17 protein-coding genes, 3 tRNA genes and 3 pseudogenes are annotated in these 15,689 nt (G+C 70.7%); 16 read left to right on the forward strand and 7 right to left on the reverse strand.

All coding sequences use genetic code 11. From position 1 onward, the window contains the following. Positions 1-171, reverse strand: a pseudogene (locus tag AB0K09_RS17960) (hydrolase); the annotation flags it as partial. A 229-nt stretch (positions 172-400) separates the two neighbouring features. Between AB0K09_RS17960 and AB0K09_RS17965 the strand changes: the two are divergent. From AB0K09_RS17965 to AB0K09_RS17990, 6 genes are all read left to right on the forward strand, one after another. Beyond that, positions 401-473, forward strand: a tRNA-Thr gene (locus AB0K09_RS17965). 51 nt (positions 474-524) lie between these two features. Beyond that, a tRNA-Met gene (locus AB0K09_RS17970) sits at positions 525-597 on the forward strand. A gap of 86 nt (positions 598-683) precedes the next feature. Continuing rightward, positions 684-848 (forward strand): 50S ribosomal protein L33, encoded by a 165-nt coding sequence (gene rpmG, locus AB0K09_RS17975; protein ID WP_003956487.1) that lies wholly within the window; start codon positions 684-686, stop codon positions 846-848. 90 nt (positions 849-938) lie between these two features. Continuing rightward, positions 939-1,391 carry a MaoC family dehydratase N-terminal domain-containing protein gene (locus AB0K09_RS17980; protein ID WP_366066339.1) on the forward strand — a complete coding sequence of 151 codons (453 nt, stop codon included), beginning with the start codon at positions 939-941 and terminating at the stop codon, positions 1,389-1,391. Then, a complete protein-coding gene (locus tag AB0K09_RS17985) occupies positions 1,391-1,819 on the forward strand; it encodes a MaoC family dehydratase (protein WP_366066340.1) in 429 nt (142 codons plus the stop codon). The genes AB0K09_RS17980 and AB0K09_RS17985 overlap by 1 nt, the downstream gene beginning before the upstream one ends. Before the next feature lie 53 nt (positions 1,820-1,872). Then, complete coding sequence (locus AB0K09_RS17990; RefSeq protein ID WP_366066341.1) at positions 1,873-2,934, forward strand: UDP-N-acetylmuramate dehydrogenase; 1,062 nt, start codon at positions 1,873-1,875, stop codon at positions 2,932-2,934. 26 nt (positions 2,935-2,960) lie between these two features. Here AB0K09_RS17990 and AB0K09_RS17995 read toward each other — a convergent pair whose 3' ends face one another. Together AB0K09_RS17995 and AB0K09_RS18000 are read right to left on the reverse strand one after the other, a co-directional pair. Next, positions 2,961-3,980, reverse strand: coding sequence for an adenosine deaminase (locus tag AB0K09_RS17995; protein WP_366066342.1), 1,020 nt, complete (start codon positions 3,978-3,980; stop codon positions 2,961-2,963). Between the two features lie 129 nt (positions 3,981-4,109). Further along, entirely contained in the window at positions 4,110-5,354 is a 1,245-nt protein-coding gene (locus AB0K09_RS18000) for a pyridoxal phosphate-dependent aminotransferase (protein ID WP_366066343.1), read from the reverse strand. A 229-nt stretch (positions 5,355-5,583) separates the two neighbouring features. Here AB0K09_RS18000 and AB0K09_RS18005 point away from each other — a divergent pair. The 8 genes and pseudogenes from AB0K09_RS18005 to AB0K09_RS18040 form a co-directional block, all read left to right on the forward strand. Then, positions 5,584-5,656: transfer RNA gene (locus tag AB0K09_RS18005), tRNA-Trp, on the forward strand. 106 nt (positions 5,657-5,762) lie between these two features. Further along, positions 5,763-6,053 (forward strand): preprotein translocase subunit SecE, encoded by a 291-nt coding sequence (gene secE / locus AB0K09_RS18010; RefSeq protein ID WP_366066344.1) that lies wholly within the window; start codon positions 5,763-5,765, stop codon positions 6,051-6,053. A gap of 101 nt (positions 6,054-6,154) precedes the next feature. After that, positions 6,155-7,042 carry a transcription termination/antitermination protein NusG gene (gene nusG, locus AB0K09_RS18015; protein ID WP_366066345.1) on the forward strand — a complete coding sequence of 296 codons (888 nt, stop codon included), beginning with the start codon at positions 6,155-6,157 and terminating at the stop codon, positions 7,040-7,042. A 163-nt stretch (positions 7,043-7,205) separates the two neighbouring features. Next, a complete protein-coding gene (gene rplK / locus AB0K09_RS18020; RefSeq protein WP_004941595.1) occupies positions 7,206-7,640 on the forward strand; it encodes a 50S ribosomal protein L11 in 435 nt (144 codons plus the stop codon). Positions 7,641-7,747: 107 nt separating this feature from the next. Continuing rightward, positions 7,748-8,464 carry a 50S ribosomal protein L1 gene (gene rplA / locus AB0K09_RS18025; RefSeq protein ID WP_366066346.1) on the forward strand — a complete coding sequence of 239 codons (717 nt, stop codon included), beginning with the start codon at positions 7,748-7,750 and terminating at the stop codon, positions 8,462-8,464. A 153-nt stretch (positions 8,465-8,617) separates the two neighbouring features. Further along, entirely contained in the window at positions 8,618-9,580 is a 963-nt protein-coding gene (locus AB0K09_RS18030) for a hypothetical protein (protein ID WP_366066347.1), read from the forward strand. Positions 9,581-9,856: 276 nt separating this feature from the next. After that, positions 9,857-10,387, forward strand: a complete 531-nt coding sequence (gene rplJ, locus AB0K09_RS18035; RefSeq protein WP_366066348.1) for a 50S ribosomal protein L10 — start codon at positions 9,857-9,859, stop codon at positions 10,385-10,387. Between the two features lie 115 nt (positions 10,388-10,502). Beyond that, positions 10,503-10,589: pseudogene (locus AB0K09_RS18040) on the forward strand (50S ribosomal protein L7/L12); the annotation flags it as partial. Here the strand turns inward: AB0K09_RS18040 and AB0K09_RS18045 are convergent. Beyond that, positions 10,590-10,811 (reverse strand): annotated as a pseudogene (locus tag AB0K09_RS18045) (ATP-binding cassette domain-containing protein); the annotation flags it as partial. A 443-nt stretch (positions 10,812-11,254) separates the two neighbouring features. Between AB0K09_RS18045 and AB0K09_RS18050 the strand changes: the two are divergent. Further along, positions 11,255-12,004: a GntR family transcriptional regulator gene (locus AB0K09_RS18050; RefSeq protein WP_366066349.1), complete on the forward strand. Its 750-nt coding sequence runs from the start codon at positions 11,255-11,257 to the stop codon at positions 12,002-12,004. Here the strand turns inward: AB0K09_RS18050 and AB0K09_RS18055 are convergent, their stop codons facing one another. After that, positions 12,005-12,445: a DUF6278 family protein gene (locus AB0K09_RS18055; RefSeq protein WP_366066350.1), complete on the reverse strand. Its 441-nt coding sequence runs from the start codon at positions 12,443-12,445 to the stop codon at positions 12,005-12,007. A 148-nt stretch (positions 12,446-12,593) separates the two neighbouring features. Between AB0K09_RS18055 and AB0K09_RS18060 the strand changes: the two genes are divergently transcribed. Further along, entirely contained in the window at positions 12,594-14,441 is a 1,848-nt protein-coding gene (locus AB0K09_RS18060) for an SGNH/GDSL hydrolase family protein (RefSeq protein ID WP_366066353.1), read from the forward strand. Positions 14,442-14,459: 18 nt separating this feature from the next. Here AB0K09_RS18060 and AB0K09_RS18065 read toward each other — a convergent pair whose 3' ends face one another. Next, complete coding sequence (locus AB0K09_RS18065; RefSeq protein WP_366066351.1) at positions 14,460-15,239, reverse strand: exodeoxyribonuclease III; 780 nt, start codon at positions 15,237-15,239, stop codon at positions 14,460-14,462. Positions 15,240-15,279: 40 nt separating this feature from the next. Further along, positions 15,280-15,689, reverse strand: a 410-nt coding sequence (locus tag AB0K09_RS18070; protein ID WP_366066352.1) for an MBL fold metallo-hydrolase, incomplete at its 5' end; no start/stop codon positions are given.

Consider the following 15,689-nt stretch of genomic DNA (forward strand, 5'->3'; position numbering starts at 1 on the left):
GATGCGGCCGCCGCTGAGCCGGACGTCCACGATCCGCCCGTCGGCCAGCCGTGCGCCGCACAGCACCAGCGCGCCGTCCCCGTGCGACGGGCCGGGGGCGGCGTCGTCGCCGGAGCTCCTGTCGGGCTTGCGGTCGGGGTTTCTGGCGGGCTGCGGCTGGCTGTCGGGCATCGCGCTCCTCCGGGGGCCGGGGCATGGCCGGGACATGCAAGATCAGCAGCTGGTCCGAGCGTAGGACGCGTCCGGTACGGCTTCGCGCAGGCGGCGAATAGTCGTACTGGTGTTGTCTCCGGTGCGGTCTCCGCCGGGCCATCCCGGAGGCCTTCCCGGGGGCCTTCGCCGGGGGCGCCGAGTACGGATTTCACCTTCGGCGGCAGACCGTGTAATGTCTTCCTCGCTCGCCCCAATAGCTCAGTCGGCAGAGCGTCTCCATGGTAAGGAGAAGGTCAACGGTTCGATTCCGTTTTGGGGCTCTGGTGTGAGAGGTTTCCTCGCCTTCGGGCGGGGAATCCCTCCCACATCAAAGCGGTGTAGCTCAGTCGGTAGAGCAAGCGGCTCATAATCGCTGTGTCACCGGTTCAAGTCCGGTCACCGCTACACACAGTAGCCGATTGCGGGGTCGGTCCTCCGATCGGCTACTCTTGTCTGCGTTAAATCCGTCCAGTCCGTCAAGGAGCACTCACGTGGCTGCCACCGACGTCCGCCCGAAGATCACGCTGGCCTGCGTGGAGTGCAAGGAGCGGAACTACATCACCAAGAAGAACCGGCGCAACAACCCGGACCGTCTTGAGATGAAGAAGCACTGCCCGCGTTGCAACAGCCACACGGCGCACCGCGAGACGCGCTAAGCGTATACACCTGCCATGAGGCCGCCCCCAATTACTGGGGGTGGCCTCATGTCGTATCCCCGACCGGTCCACCCAGGAGGTAGCGAGCCGATGGCGCTCGACCAGTCCTTCGTCGGACGCACCTATCCGGCCACCGCACCCTACGAGGTGGGCCGGGAGAAGATCCGCGAATTCGCCGAGGCCGTCGGCGACGCCAATCCCGCGTACACCGACCCGGAGGCCGCGAAGGCACTCGGCCACCCGGATGTGATCGCCCCGCCGACTTTTGTGTTCGCCATCACGTACAAGGCCGCGGGCCTGGTGATCCAGGACCCGCAGCTGGGCCTCAACTTCGACCGTGTGGTGCACGGCGACCAGAAGTTCGCCTACACCCGCCCGGTCCGGGCCGGCGACCGGCTGACGGTCACCTCGACAATCGAGTCGATCAAGTCCCTGGCGGGCAACGACGTGCTGTCCGTGCGCGGCGAGGTCCACGACGCCGACGGCGAGCACGTGGTGACCGCGCACACGATGCTGGTGGCCCGCGCCGCCGAGGAGGGCTGATGGCAGCGAAGGTCTCGTACGACGAGGTCGAGGTCGGCACCGAGCTGCCGGCGCAGACCTTCCCGGTCGACCGCGCCACTCTCGTCCGCTACGCGGGCGCCTCGGGCGACTTCAACCCGATCCACTGGAACGAGAAGTTCGCCAAGGAGGTCGGGCTGCCGGACGTGATCGCGCACGGCATGTTCACGATGGCCGAGGCGATCCGCGTGGTGACCGACTGGGCCGGCGACCCGGCCGCGGTGGTCGAGTACGGCGTGCGCTTCACCAAGCCGGTCGTCGTCCCGAACGACGACCAGGGCGCCGTGATCGAGGTCAGCGGCAAGGTGGCGCAGAAGCTGGAGGGCGGCACGGTCCGCGTGGACCTCGTCGCCACCTGCGGCGGCCAGAAGGTGCTGGGCCAGTCCCGGGCCGTGGTCAGGCTCGCCTGAGGCCGGCGGAAGGAGTGGGTACGGGGGCGTCCGCTGGCCGACGCCGTACCCTTGTGCCCGTGCAGGAACGACACGACGCCCCCCTGGCCCCCCTGACCACCTTCCGGCTCGGCGGCCCGGCGGCCCGGCTGATCACGGCGACGACCGACGACGAGGTCGTCGCCGCCGTCCGCGAGGCCGACGGGACGGGCACGCCGCTGCTGATCATCGGCGGCGGCAGCAACCTGATCATCGCCGACAAGGGCTTCGACGGCACCGCCCTGCGCATCGCCACGAGCGGCTTCGTGCTCGACGGCACGAAGCTGGAGCTGGCCGCCGGTGAGAACTGGTCGGACGCCGTCGCCCGCACCGTCGAGGCCGGGCTCGCCGGCATCGAGTGCCTCGCCGGCATCCCCGGCTCCGCGGGCGCGACCCCCATCCAGAACGTCGGCGCCTACGGCCAGGACGTCTCCGCGACGATCACCGAGGTCGTGGCGTACGACCGCCGCGAGGGCCGGGTCGTGACGATCCCGGCCGCCGAGTGCGACTTCTCGTACCGCCACAGCCGCTTCAAGCGGGAGCCCGACCGGCACGTCGTGCTCCGCGTGCGCTTCGCGCTGGAGGACGCGGGCGGGCTGTCCGCGCCCATCAAGTACCCCGAGACGGCCCGCGCCCTCGGCGTCGAGGCGGGGGACCGGGTCCCGGCGGCCGTCGCCCGCGAGACCGTGCTCAAGCTGCGGGCCGGCAAGGGCATGGTGCTCGACCCGGAGGACCACGACACGTGGTCCGCGGGGTCCTTCTTCATGAACCCCGTCCTCTCCGCGGAGGAGCACGCGGCGTTCCTGGCCCGGGTCGGGGAGCGGCTGGGCGCGGACGTCATGCCGCCCGCCTTCCCGGCGGGGGACGGGTACGTGAAGACGTCCGCGGCGTGGCTGATCGACCGGGCCGGCTTCACCAAGGGCTACGGTGCCGGGCCGGCCCGGATCTCCGGCAAGCACACGCTCGCCCTCACCAACCGGGGCGGGGCGACGACGGAGGACCTCCTCGCGCTGGCCCGTGAGGTCCGTGACGGGGTCCGCGAGGCGTTCGGGGTGACCCTGGTGAACGAGCCGGTCACCGTCGGCGTGAGCCTGTAGCGCACGGCGCCGGGGGGCGGCCCCGGCTACTCGGACAGCCAGCGGTCGACGCCCGCCAGCATCTCCCGCCGGACGGCTTCCGGCGCGCGCGTCGCCCGGATGGACTGCCGCGCCAGCTCCGCCAGCTCCGCGTCCGTGAAGCCGTGGTGCTCGCGCGCGATCTCGTACTGGGCGGCCAGCCGGGAGCCGAACAGGAGCGGGTCGTCGGCGCCCAGGGCGACCGGGACGCCCGCCTCGAAGAGGGTCCGCAGCGGGACGTCCTCCGGCTTCTCGTAGACGCCCAGCGCCACGTTGGACGCCGGGCAGACCTCGCACGTGACGCCGCGGTCCGCGAGCCTGCGCAGCAGGCGGGGGTCCTCCGCCGCGCGGACGCCGTGCCCGATGCGGGCGGCGTGCAGGTCGTCCAGGCAGTCGCGGACGCTGCTGGGGCCGGAGAGCTCGCCGCCGTGCGGGGCGGCGATGAGACCGCCCTCGCGGGCGATCTCGAAGGCGCGGTCGAAGTCCCGGGCGAGGCCGCGGCGCTCGTCGTTGGAGAGCCCGAAGCCGATCACGCCGCGGTCGGCGTAGCGCACGGCGAGCCGGGCGAGGGTGCGCGCGTCGAGCGGGTGCTTCATGCGGTTGGCCGCCACGAGGACCCGTATCCCCAGCCCGGTGTCGCGGGAGGCGGTCTCGACGGCGTCCAGGATGATCTCCAGGGCGGGGATGAGGCCGCCCAGCCGGGGCGCGTACGAGGTGGGGTCGACCTGGATCTCCAGCCAGCGGGAGCCGTCCCGGACGTCCTCCTCGGCGGCCTCGTGGACCAGGCGCCGGATGTCCTCGGCGGAGCGCAGGCAGGACCGCGCGATGTCGTAGAGCCGCTGGAAGCGGAACCAGCCGCGTTCGTCCGTGGCCCGCAGCCTGGGGGGCTCGCCGCTGCTCAGCGCCTCCGGCAGGTGGACGCCGTACTTGTCGGCGAGTTCCAGCAGGGTGGCGGACCGCATGGATCCGGTGAAGTGCAGATGGAGATGGGCCTTCGGCAGCAGACGGAGATCACGCACGCGTTCCATTCGCCGATCCTGCCGTACGAGGCGCGGCGACCGGAAGGCGGTTTCCCTGATCGGGGAGTGGATCGAAAGCAGGAACGGGGCCCCGGCCGGCCTCGGCCGGGGCCCCGCACACGGTGGGCGAGCCGCAGGCTACTTCGCCTCGGCGAGCAGCTTCTGGACGCGCGAGACGCCCTCGACGAGGTCCTCGTCACCCAGCGCGTACGACAGGCGCAGGTAGCCGGGGGTGCCGAAGGCCTCGCCCGGGACGACGGCGACCTCGGCCTCGTCCAGGATCAGCGCGGCGAGCTCGACGGAGGTCTGCGGGCGCTTGCCCCGGATCTCCTTGCCGAGCAGGCCCTTGACCGACGGGTAGGCGTAGAACGCGCCCTCGGGCTCGGGGCAGACGACGCCGTCGATCTCGTTGAGCATGCGCACGATCGTGCGGCGGCGGCGGTCGAAGGCGACCTTCATCTCCTCGACGGCCGTCAGATCGCCGGAGACGGCGGCGATGGCCGCGACCTGTGCGACGTTCGACACGTTGGAGGTCGCGTGGGACTGGAGGTTGGTGGCGGCCTTGACGACGTCCTTCGGGCCGATGACCCAGCCCACGCGCCAGCCGGTCATGGCGTACGTCTTGGCGACGCCGTTGACGACGATGCACTTGTCGCGCAGCTCGGGCACGACGACCGGCAGCGAGGTGAACTCGGCGTCGCCGTAGACCAGGTGCTCGTAGATCTCGTCCGTGAGCACCCACAGGCCGTGCTCGGCGGCCCAGCGGCCGACGGCCTCGACCTGCTCGCGCGAGTAGACGGCGCCGGTCGGGTTCGAGGGGGAGACGAAGAGCAGGACCTTGGTCCGCTCGGTGCGGGCGGCCTCCAGCTGCTCGACCGAGACGCGGTAGCCCGTGGTCTCGTCGGCGACGACCGGCACCGGGATGCCCCCGGCCAGGCGGATGGACTCCGGGTAGGTGGTCCAGTACGGGGCGGGGACGATGACCTCGTCGCCCGGGTCGAGGATCGCCGCGAACGCCTCGTAGATGGCCTGCTTGCCGCCGTTGGTGACGAGCACCTGGGAGGGGTCGACCTCGTAGCCGGAGTCGCGCAGGGTCTTGGCGGCGATGGCGGTCTTCAGCTCGGGGAGGCCACCGGCCGGGGTGTAGCGGTGGTACTTCGGGTTGCGGCAGGCCTCCACGGCCGCCTCGACGATGTAGTCGGGCGTCGGGAAGTCCGGCTCGCCGGCACCGAAGCCGATCACGGGACGGCCGGCGGCCTTGAGGGCCTTGGCCTTGGCGTCCACGGCGAGGGTGGCGGACTCGGAGATCGAACCGATACGGGCGGACACCCGGCGCTCGGTCGGGGACTGGACTGGGGGCTCGGAAGGAGTCGCAGCGGTCATGAGGGAAATGGTCGCAGACCCGCCACAGGGGGGCACGGGCGTTCCACCGGACCCGTCACCTGAGGCGGCTCCCGGGCCCTTCCGGGGGCCGTTCGGCGACGTCGGAGCAGGAAGCTGTTCGACGACGGGCCCGGGACCACGTACACTCATGCGTCGTTGGCCCCTCACCGGAAGCCGCGTTCCACGTACCTCACGCGTACGGCCGGATGCGGTAGGTTAGGGGGAACAAAGGGTCGTAGCTCAATTGGTAGAGCACTGGTCTCCAAAACCAGCGGTTGGGGGTTCAAGTCCCTTCGGCCCTGCTACACGCATCGTCACCAGGGTGCGTGCGTGCGTACGTACTGATGCACCGCCGTGCGGCTCCACCGGGCGCGGCACGGCCACGACCCGGATTCAGGTGAGGACGTAGTGACGGAAGCCCTTGGCTCCACCGCGACGCCTGAGAGCGGTCGTCCCGAGGACGAGCTGTCCGCAAAGAAGGGCCGCCGTGGCGGCAAGCGTGGGAAGAAGGGCCCCCTGGGCCGCCTCGCGCTGTTCTACCGCCAGGTGGTCGCGGAGCTCCGTAAGGTCGTCTGGCCCTCTCGTGGCCAGCTGTCGACGTACACCACCGTGGTGATCGTCTTCGTTCTCATCGTCATTGGTCTGGTGACCGTGATTGACTATGGGTTCAACCAGGCCGTCAAGTACGTCTTCGGCTGACGCTGAACCCGCGCGCAAGGCGGCCTCTCCCGGGGGACTCCCCGGCGGGAGCCGTCTCTTCGCACGTTCCGCCCATATTGAAGCCAGGAAGAAGCAGCCACGTGTCTGACCCGAACCTGAACGACGCCGCCGAGCCCGTCGAGGCGCCGGAGGCCGACGTGGACGCTCCGGCTCCCTCGGAGGAGATCGGCGAAGACACCGAGACCCAGATCCTCCAGGGCGCCGACGCCGTGGACGAGCTGGACGCGGAGGAGTCCGCCGCCGGCGAGCCGGCCGAGGAGGCCGCGCTGCGCGTCGAGAGCGACGAGACCCTCTCCGGCGAGTCCGCCGAGGCCCCCGCCGAGGAGGAGGCCGAGGAGGCGGAGGAGGTCGTCGACCCCGTCGCCCAGCTCCGCGAGGAACTGCGCGGCCTGCCCGGCGAGTGGTACGTCATCCACACCTACGCGGGTTACGAGAACCGCGTGAAGACCAACCTCGAGCAGCGCGCCGTCTCGCTCAACGTCGAGGACTACATCTTCCAGGCCGAGGTGCCGCAGGAGGAGGTCGTCCAGATCAAGAACGGCGACCGCCGCACCGTCCGCCAGAACAAGCTCCCCGGCTATGTGCTGGTGCGCATGGACCTGACGAACGAGTCCTGGGGCGTCGTCCGCAACACCCCGGGCGTCACCGGCTTCGTGGGCAACGCCTACGACCCGTACCCGCTGACCCTGGACGAGATCGTCAAGATGCTCGCCCCCGAGGCCGAGGCGAAGGCCGCCAAGGAGGCCGCCGAGGCCGAGGGCCGTCCGGCCCCCAGCCGCAAGGTCGAGGTCCAGGTCCTGGACTTCGAGGTCGGCGACTCGGTCACCGTCACCGACGGTCCCTTCGCGACGCTGCAGGCGACGATCAACGAGATCAACGCCGACTCGAAGAAGGTCAAGGGCCTCGTCGAGATCTTCGGTCGCGAGACCCCGGTCGAGCTCAGCTTCGACCAGATCCAGAAGAACTGACACCTTCTGGGCCACACGCCAGCCGACCAGGTCAGATCGCCCCTCGGGGCGGTCTGACCTGCTCGGTTTTCGGACCGGCCGTGATACCCGTTATCGTGGTGCGGTATGCCTGCGCGCAGTGTGCGTATGGCAAAAAAACTCTCACTAGGACCCGGAGAGAGCAATGCCTCCCAAGAAGAAGAAGGTCACGGGGCTTATCAAGCTCCAGATCCAGGCCGGTGCCGCCAACCCGGCTCCGCCGGTCGGCCCCGCGCTGGGTCAGCACGGCGTCAACATCATGGAGTTCTGCAAGGCCTACAACGCCGCGACCGAGTCGCAGCGTGGCATGGTCGTGCCGGTGGAGATCACGGTCTACGAGGACCGTTCCTTCACCTTCGTCACCAAGACTCCGCCGGCCGCGAAGCTGATCCTCAAGGCCGCGGGCGTGGACAAGGGCTCCGGCGAGCCGCACAAGACCAAGGTCGCCAAGATCACCCGCGACCAGGTCCGTGACATCGCCACCACCAAGATGCCCGACCTGAACGCCAACGACCTGGACGCCGCCGAGAAGATCATCGCCGGCACCGCCCGTTCCATGGGCATCACGGTCGAGGGCTGATCAGTCCCGCGCGACGGAGTCGCTGACCGGACTCCGTTGACCTCTTGTGGCAGGGCCAAGCGCTGGCCCGGACCACGACTCCACGCTCAACCCATTCAGGAGCAGAAGTGAAGCGCAGCAAGACTCTCCGCGCTGCGGACGCCAAGATCGACGCGGAGCGCCTGTACGCCCCGCTCGAGGCCGTCCGTCTCGCCAAGGAGACCTCCTCCACCAAGTTCGACGGCACCGTCGAGGTCGCCATGCGTCTGGGTGTCGACCCGCGCAAGGCCGACCAGATGGTCCGCGGCACCGTGAACCTCCCGCACGGCACCGGCAAGACCGCCCGGGTCCTGGTCTTCGCGACCGGTGACCGTGCTGCGGCCGCGGAGGCCGCCGGCGCCGACATCGTCGGCTCCGACGAGCTCATCGACGAGGTGGCCAAGGGCCGTCTGGACTTCGACGCCGTCGTCGCCACCCCGGACCTCATGGGCAAGGTCGGCCGCCTCGGCCGCGTGCTCGGTCCGCGTGGTCTGATGCCGAACCCGAAGACCGGCACGGTCACCATGGACGTGGCGAAGGCTGTCACGGACATCAAGGGCGGCAAGATCGAGTTCCGCGTCGACAAGCACTCGAACCTGCACTTCATCATCGGCAAGGTCTCCTTCGACGAGACCAAGCTGGTGGAGAACTACGCCGCGGCGCTGGAGGAGATCCTCCGTCTGAAGCCGTCCGCCGCCAAGGGCCGCTACATCAAGAAGGCGACCTTCACCACCACGATGGGCCCCGGCATCCCCGTGGACGCCAACCGCACCCGCAACCTCCTCGTCGAGGACGAGACCGTCTGAGCGACGTCTCACCGCGTGTGAACTCCACCGCCGGGCCCCGCACCCTTTCTGGGTGCGGGGCCCGGCGGCTTTTTTACCGCCCCGCCGACGGGCATTCGCGTTATTGTGCGAATCACCGAAAACGGAAGATCGCACATCAACGTGGGGGGAACCATGTCAACGTCCGCACTCCGGCGCATCGGCGTCACGCTGTCCGCCGCGGCGGTGCTCGCGGGAGCCGTCGGCTGTACGGCCGAGAGCGGCAGGAAGGGCGACGCGAAGGGGACCGCGGGCGCCGGCCGCCCGGCAGCCGACCGCACGCCCGTCCAGGCCCTCCAGGCGGCGTACAGGAAGACCAGCGCCGCCAAGTCGGCCAAGGTGCACATGAAGATGGCGGTGCCTGCGGTGCGTGCCGGCGTGGACACCGTGGACGTGAAGGGCGTCGTGGGCTGGGACCCGACGCTGATGGACATCACCATGGACACTCCGGGCCTCCCCGACCTGGGCCCCGGTTACAGCTCCGCGATCCGCACGCTCTGGGTCGGTAAGGACATGTACATGCAGATATCGGACTGGATGCTGCAGGACGCGCCCGCCGAGATGCGGGCCAAGAAGTGGGTCAAGATCGACCTGGAGGCGGCCGCGAAGGAGACCGGCAACCCCCTGCTCCAGCGACAGATGACGGCCGGCCTGAACGAGAACCAGGACCCGTCCCGGCAGACCGCCCTGCTGCTCGACTCGCCCAACCTCAAGCGGGTGGGCGAGGAGCAGGTCAACGGCGGGCAGGCCCAGCATTACAAGGGCGCGCTGACCGTTGAGGAGATGCTCAAGGGCAACCGGTCGGCCGGGGTCATGACCGCCGGGGACCGCGAGAAGCTGGTCGAGAGCGCGAAGAAGGCCGGCATCAAGGGATACGACATCGACCTCTGGGTCAACCGTGACGACCTGCCGACGAGAATGGTTGTGGGCGTCGACAGCGCCCGGGGCTCGACGAAGGTCACCGCCGACTACACCGACTACGGTGCCAAGGCCCAGGTGCAGGCGCCCCCGACCGGCGAGACGGTCGATCTCGTCCAGCTCCTGAAGGACGAGGGCGGTCTTCCCGGCAGCCCGAAGCCCGGCGCCGCCGGGCTGTAGGGGTCCGATTTGCCTGACCGCAGGTCGCTCGCGTAATCTCCTCCAGAAGCCAAAGACCGCTGGTCGTTGCTGTGCCTCCGTTGTGGAGGTGTGGTGGCCGAAGGATCCGCTAGCTGCGGGCGACCTGCGCAGGTGACAAGAGGTAGCACTCCCGCGAGAGCAGTCGTTCTCCCGGTCGAGTCACGCCCCGTGCGCCTGCGCCGGGGCGTTTCGTTTTGCCCAAGCCCCCTTCTCGCGCCTAAGCGGTCCGAATCACCCGGAAGGAGGCCGAGGCTCATGGCGACGTCCGCCAAGGCCGCCGCGGTTGCCGAGCTCACGGACAAGTTCCGCAGCTCCAACGCCGCTGTGCTGACCGAGTACCGCGGTCTCACCGTGGCGCAGCTCAAGACGCTGCGCCGTTCGCTCGGTGAGAACGCGCAGTACGCCGTGGTGAAGAACACGCTGACCAAGATCGCGGCCAATGAGGCCGGGTTCACGCTGGAGGACGAGCTCTTCGCTGGTCCGACGGCGGTCGCCTTCGTCACCGGTGACCCGGTGGAGTCGGCGAAGGGTCTTCGTGACTTCGCCAAGGAGAACCCCAACCTGATCATCAAGGGCGGTGTCCTTGATGGCAAGGCGCTGTCCGCCGATGAGATCAAGAAGCTTGCGGACCTCGAGTCCCGCGAGGTTCTGCTCAGCAAGCTGGCCGGTGCCATGAAGGGCAAGCAGTCCCAGGCTGCCTCGCTCTTCCAGGCGCTGCCGACGAAGCTCGTCCGCACTGCGGACGCGCTGCGCGCCAAGCTCGCCGAGCAGGGCGGTGCCGAGTAATTCGGCTCGCGCATTGATCTGCGCCGCGTGATCGCGGGGCGCGGATCGCAGCGGGCCGCACGCCCGCCGACATGTACATCCCGGCACCTGCCGATTTAGTGGAAGGACCGCCATCATGGCGAAGCTCACCCAGGACGAGCTGCTCGAGCAGTTCGAGGGCATGACCCTCATCGAGCTCTCCGAGTTCGTGAAGGCCTTCGAGGCCCTCCTCGGGCAGGGGTTCGCCGTCGAGGACGATGGTGCCGGAGTCGACGGTCTCCAGGCGGTTGATGGTCCGGCACAGGGTGGACTTGCCCGAGCCGGAGGGCCCGATGACGACCACCACCTCCCCGCGCCCGACGGTGAGGTCGATGTCCTGCAGCACGTGCAGTTTTCCGTAGTGCTTGTTGACACCACGCAGTTCGATCAACGGATCGACGGTCATGGGCCAGCCCCGTCCACTCTCGGCACGTCCCGCGGTCGCCGCAAAGTACCGGTATCGGTACAGGACTTCACCGGTGACACGCGCAGACAGGGGGATTGAGCCGGATCGGGGACGTTGCGCGCCGTGGGCTTGACCGCCATTTGCCTCGCCGGCGGATCCCCCGGGCACCCGGTAAAGCTGCCCGCGCTCCGAGCCGCCGGAGTGTCCGAGGCCTGCCCGAACCGGCCCGTCACGGCACCGGCGAATCCGTGTGCTGCCAGGGCGCCCGGCGCGGTGCCGGAGAAGCCTCGTGCTGCCCCCGGTCCGGGGGCTTGCCCCCGGCGGTGCCCAACCGGCCGTACCCCGAAGGAAAAAGCGGCCGGCAAGGCCCTAGGTACACAGATGGAGCCTGCGTACCTAGCCTATGGGGCCGGATGGGGGACGTCGCGGGAAGGGAGTCCGTGGTGGGGGACAGCAGGCCGGTGTATCTGCGGATCGCGGATGACCTGCGGCGGCGCATCGACGAGGGGGCCCTGGCGGTGGGCGACCGCATCCCTTCCCGCTCCGAGCTCAAACGCGCCTACGAGGCCAGCGATCAGACGGTGGACCGCGCGGTCCGGGTCCTGAAGGCCGCGGGGTACGCGGAGGGGCAGTTCGGCCGGGGCGTGTTCGTCACCGACCGGGCGCCGCTGGGCACGCTGCTGCGCTCGACGGGCGCGGTCGACTCCCCCTTCGCGGCGGAGATCCGCACCTGCCACAGCACGGCGCTGGCCTGGGAGGCGTTCTCCAGCGAGACGCCGGCCCCGGCGCCCATCGCCGCGCGGCTGGGCATCGGCCCGGGCGACCCCGTGCTGTGCACGCAGTACGAGTACCTGGCCAACCGGCATCCCGTGCAGCTCGCCACCAGCTGGGAGCCGCTGACCATCACCGAGGGCACGGACGTCGCCCTGCCCGAGCGCGGCCCCTACGCCCGGCGCGGGGTGCGCGGCCGGCTGGCCGCGATCGGCATCCGGGTCGTGCGCGCGCAGGAGCTGGTCGGCTCCCGGCCGGCCACCACGCCGGAGGCGGAGGCCCTCGGCTGCGCGGCCGGTCAGTGCGTCACCGTGGTCGAGCGCACCCACTTCGACGGCGAGGACCGCGCCGTGGAGACCTCCGACATCGTGGTCCGCGCGGACCGCTGGCGGCTGGAGTACGCCATCACGTTCGCGAACTGATCAGCTTTCCGAGAGCTCCGCGTAGATCTGGGACAGCTCGGGCGCGCCGTCGGCCGCCCATTGCAGGCCCGCCTCGACGACGTCGGCCTCGCGGCCGTTGGCGAGCCGGACGACCGGCTGGCCGTCGGACCGGATCCGCCAGCCCGCGCCCGGAACCGTGCGGACGACGACCGTGCCCGCGTACAGGCCCGCGTCGTTACCGAGCCAGGGCACCAATTCGGGGTCCTCGCGCCACCGCGGCTGCACCTGGTCCAGCGCCTCCAGGGACGACGGCGAGTCGTCGAGCACGACACCGGCCGACTGCGCGTGCGCGCGCAGCAGTTCACACTCGGCGAGCAGCTCGGCCAGGCCCTCGGGGTCCCGGTCGGCCGTCTCGTCGAGCGTCACGCCGGGGGCCTGGCCGTGCCGCTTGCGCCAGCTGTCCAAGAAGGGAATGTTCATACTGACCAGGATCGCACTCGCACGGATGGCCCCACCACCGGCGCGCTGCGCGCGACGTGGCCGGTTGGCCTCCTTGACGTTCCCCAGGCGCCTCCTTAGCTTCATCCCGCCCCATTCAGAGCGGGGAACGCTGGGAGGCATGACAGGCATGCTCCGGACTACAAAGCTCCTTGGGATCGGTGGGAGGCGGCACAGACGCCGGTCCCTGGCCGGGACCGTCGCGGCAGGCGCCGTCTGCGCGCTCACTCTCGGCTCCGCGCCCGCCCTGGCCGCCGGCCAGGCGCCGGGCTCCGCACCGCAGCGAGAGCCGCTCCCCCTGGAGCGGCTCTTCGACAACACGGCGGTCAGCGACGACGCCCGCCCGGGCGCCGCCGACTTCGACGGCGCGGGCGGTTCCTTCTCCGCCCAGGACCTCAAGGCCGCCGGCTGGACCCTCGGCCGCACCCTGGTGATAGATGCCACGGGCCTGCGCTGGCCCCGCTCGGCCGCCGGGCGGCCGGACAACGTACGCGCCGCCGGCCAGACCGTCGCGCTGCGCGGGAGCGGTGACGCCCTGTCCTTCCTCGCCGCGAGCACCGGCGGCGACGTGACCGGCCGGGGCCTCGTCCGCTACCGCGACGGCTCGACGAGCACGTACACGCTCACCGCCCCGGACTGGCGGCGCGGCTCGCTGACCACCAAGGCCCTCGCCCTGCCGCACCGCAACACCCGCGAGGGGCAGCGCGCCGAGACGACCCGGCTGTACGCGGCGAGTGTGCCGGTCGTGCGCGGCCGGGAGATCTCCTCGGTCGTGCTGCCCCAGCGGCAGTCCGGCAGCACGGCCGTCCTGCACGTCTTCTCCATGGCCCTGCGCGCTCCCTCGAACGGGTGGACCGGCAGTTGGGCCGCGTCCACGTCCGGGTACACGGCCGTCGGCCCGTGGACGGACCGGACGATGCGGCTGATCGTGCACAGCAGCGCGGGCGGTCCGCGCACCCGGATCCGGCTGGAGAACACCTTCGCCCGGCAGCCGGTGCGCATCGGCCACGTCACCGTGGCGCTCCAGCGCAAGGGCGCCGAGGCGGCCTCCCGGCCCGTGCCGCTGACCTTCGGCGGGCGCGCGGGCACCGACATCCCGGCCGGTGTGCAGCAGTTCAGCGACCCGCTGGGCTTCAAGGTGCCCGCGGACTCCAATCTGCTGGTGAGCATCCATCTGCCGGGCACGGTCCGGGCATTGCCGGTGCACAGCTACAGCAACCAGACCTCGTTCCTGAGCGCCGACCGCGCCGGTGACCGCACGGGCGAGCGGGGTGCCGGGGCGTTCGGCCAGAAGCTGGACGGCTGGCCGCTGCTGACCGGCGTGGACGTGGCCGGCGGCCCGGGCTCGGTGGTCACGCTCGGCGACTCCATCACCGACGGCGAGGCGTCGACGCCCGGCGGCAACGTCCGCTGGCCGGACCTGCTCGGGCGCCGGCTGCGCGCCCAGCACTCGGTGCCCGCCTTCGGCATCCTCAACCAGGGCATCTCGGGCAACCAGGTGGTCAAGGACCGTTATCCGGGCGACGGGCCGAGCACGGTCCTGAGCGGGGTGAGCGCCGGGCACCGGCTGGAGCGCGACGTGCTGTCGCAGACCTCGGCCCGTACCGTCATCGTCTTCGAGGGCGTCAACGACATCCGCGCGGGCACGACGGCACAGCAGGTGATCGGCGTGCTGGAGTCCATCGCGGCCCGGGCCCACGACCGGGGTCTGCGGGTGATCGCGGCGACGATCGCGCCCTGCGGCGGCTTCCACGACTGCACCCCGGCCGCCGACGCCCAGCGGAGCGCCATCAACCGGCACATCCGGGAGAACATCGGCGACGTCTACGACGCGGTCTTCGACTTCGACGCCGCGATCCGCGACCCGCAGCATCCGGAACAGATGCTTCCGCGCTTCGACAGCGGTGACCATCTGCATCCCAACAACGCCGGGATGAGGGTGTTCAGCGAGACCGTCGACCTGCGCGCGCTGGACTGAGGAGCCCCCCGGTCGCCGTCAGACGTCGAGGTCGACGACGACCGGGGCGTGGTCCGAGGCGCCCTTGCCCTTGCGCTCCTCACGGTCGACGTACGCGTCCTTCGCCGCCTCGGCGAAGGACGCGTTGCCGTAGACGAGGTCGATGCGCATGCCCCGGTTCTTGGGGAAGCACAGCTGCCGGTAGTCCCAGTAGGTGTACGGGTGGTCGTACTTCAGGGGGCGCGGCACGACGTCCGCCAGCCCGGCGTCGCGCAGCGCGCCGAGGGCGGCCCGCTCGGCCGGGGTGACGTGCGTGGCACCCTCGAAGACCGAGCGGTCGTAGACGTCCTCGTCGGTCGGGGCGATGTTGAAATCACCGAGGACGGCGAACGGCCGCTCCCCCGCCGCGTCCGCGGCGACCGCGTCGCGCAGGGACTCCAGCCAGTGGAGCTTGTAGGCGTAGTGGTTGTGGCCGACCTCCCGGCCGTTGGGCACGTAGACCGACCAGAGGCGCACGGGGCCGCAGTCCGCCGAGATCGCGCGGGGCTCCAGGGCGCCCTCGTACTCCGGGCCGCCGGGCAGGCCCTGGATCACGTTCTCCAGGCCCACCCGGGAGACCAGGGCCACGCCGTTCCACCGGCCGGTGGCGTGCACGGCCGACTCGTAGCCCAGCTCGCGCAGCTCGTCGGCGGGGAACTGCTCGGCCGTGCACTTGGTCTCCTGGATGCACAGCACGTCCGTGCCGCTGCTCTCCAGCCAGGCCAGCAGCCGCGGCAGCCGAGCGGTGATCGAGTTCACGTTCCAGGTGGCGATGCGCATGCCGCCACCCTAACGGCCGGGTGTGACAGTCACGGTCCGGTCAGAGGGTGACGCTCTCCCCCGCCGCCAGCCGCGCGTGGTCCGCGCCCCCGACGCCCGGCCCGTCCGGGCCCAGCATCCGGTCGTACACCGGGCGCGCCAGGTCGGTGAGCAGCCCGTCGTGGATGTCGATCGCCCGGCGCGGCTTCACCTCGCGGATGTAGTCGATGATCTCGGAGACCTTGTTCCAGGGGGCCATCACCGGCACCATCAGCGTGTCCACCGGCCGGCCGGGCAGGGTCAGCGCGTCCCCGGGGTGGAAGACCGAATCGTCCACGAGGTAGCCGACGTTGGTGATCCGGGGGATGTCCGGGTGGATCACCGCGTGCAGCTGTCCGTGCACCTGCACCTCGAATCCGGCCGCCGTGAAGGTGTCGCCCTCCCCGACCGTGTGGACGCGCCCGGGGAAGG

This window comes from Streptomyces sp. NPDC049577 (assembly GCF_040675635.1).
Classification (GTDB): Bacteria; Actinomycetota; Actinomycetes; order Streptomycetales; family Streptomycetaceae; genus Streptomyces.

Excerpts from the sequence above, each read along its gene's own strand:
- rplK (WP_004941595.1), top strand. The coding sequence starts at position 7,206 with ATGCCTCCCAAGAAGAAGAAGGTCACGGGGCTTATCAAGCTCCAGATC.
- AB0K09_RS17980 (WP_366066339.1), top strand. The coding sequence starts at position 939 with ATGGCGCTCGACCAGTCCTTCGTCGGACGCACCTATCCGGCCACCGCA.
- AB0K09_RS17985 (WP_366066340.1), top strand. The coding sequence starts at position 1,391 with ATGGCAGCGAAGGTCTCGTACGACGAGGTCGAGGTCGGCACCGAGCTG.
- AB0K09_RS17995 (WP_366066342.1), bottom strand. The coding sequence starts at position 3,980 with ATGGAACGCGTGCGTGATCTCCGTCTGCTGCCGAAGGCCCATCTCCAT.
- AB0K09_RS18065 (WP_366066351.1), bottom strand. The coding sequence starts at position 15,239 with ATGCGCATCGCCACCTGGAACGTGAACTCGATCACCGCTCGGCTGCCG.
- AB0K09_RS18000 (WP_366066343.1), bottom strand. The coding sequence starts at position 5,354 with ATGACCGCTGCGACTCCTTCCGAGCCCCCAGTCCAGTCCCCGACCGAG.
- AB0K09_RS18055 (WP_366066350.1), bottom strand. The coding sequence starts at position 12,445 with ATGAACATTCCCTTCTTGGACAGCTGGCGCAAGCGGCACGGCCAGGCC.
- AB0K09_RS18060 (WP_366066353.1), top strand. The coding sequence starts at position 12,594 with ATGCTCCGGACTACAAAGCTCCTTGGGATCGGTGGGAGGCGGCACAGA.
- AB0K09_RS18030 (WP_366066347.1), top strand. The coding sequence starts at position 8,618 with ATGTCAACGTCCGCACTCCGGCGCATCGGCGTCACGCTGTCCGCCGCG.
- rplJ (WP_366066348.1), top strand. The coding sequence starts at position 9,857 with ATGGCGACGTCCGCCAAGGCCGCCGCGGTTGCCGAGCTCACGGACAAG.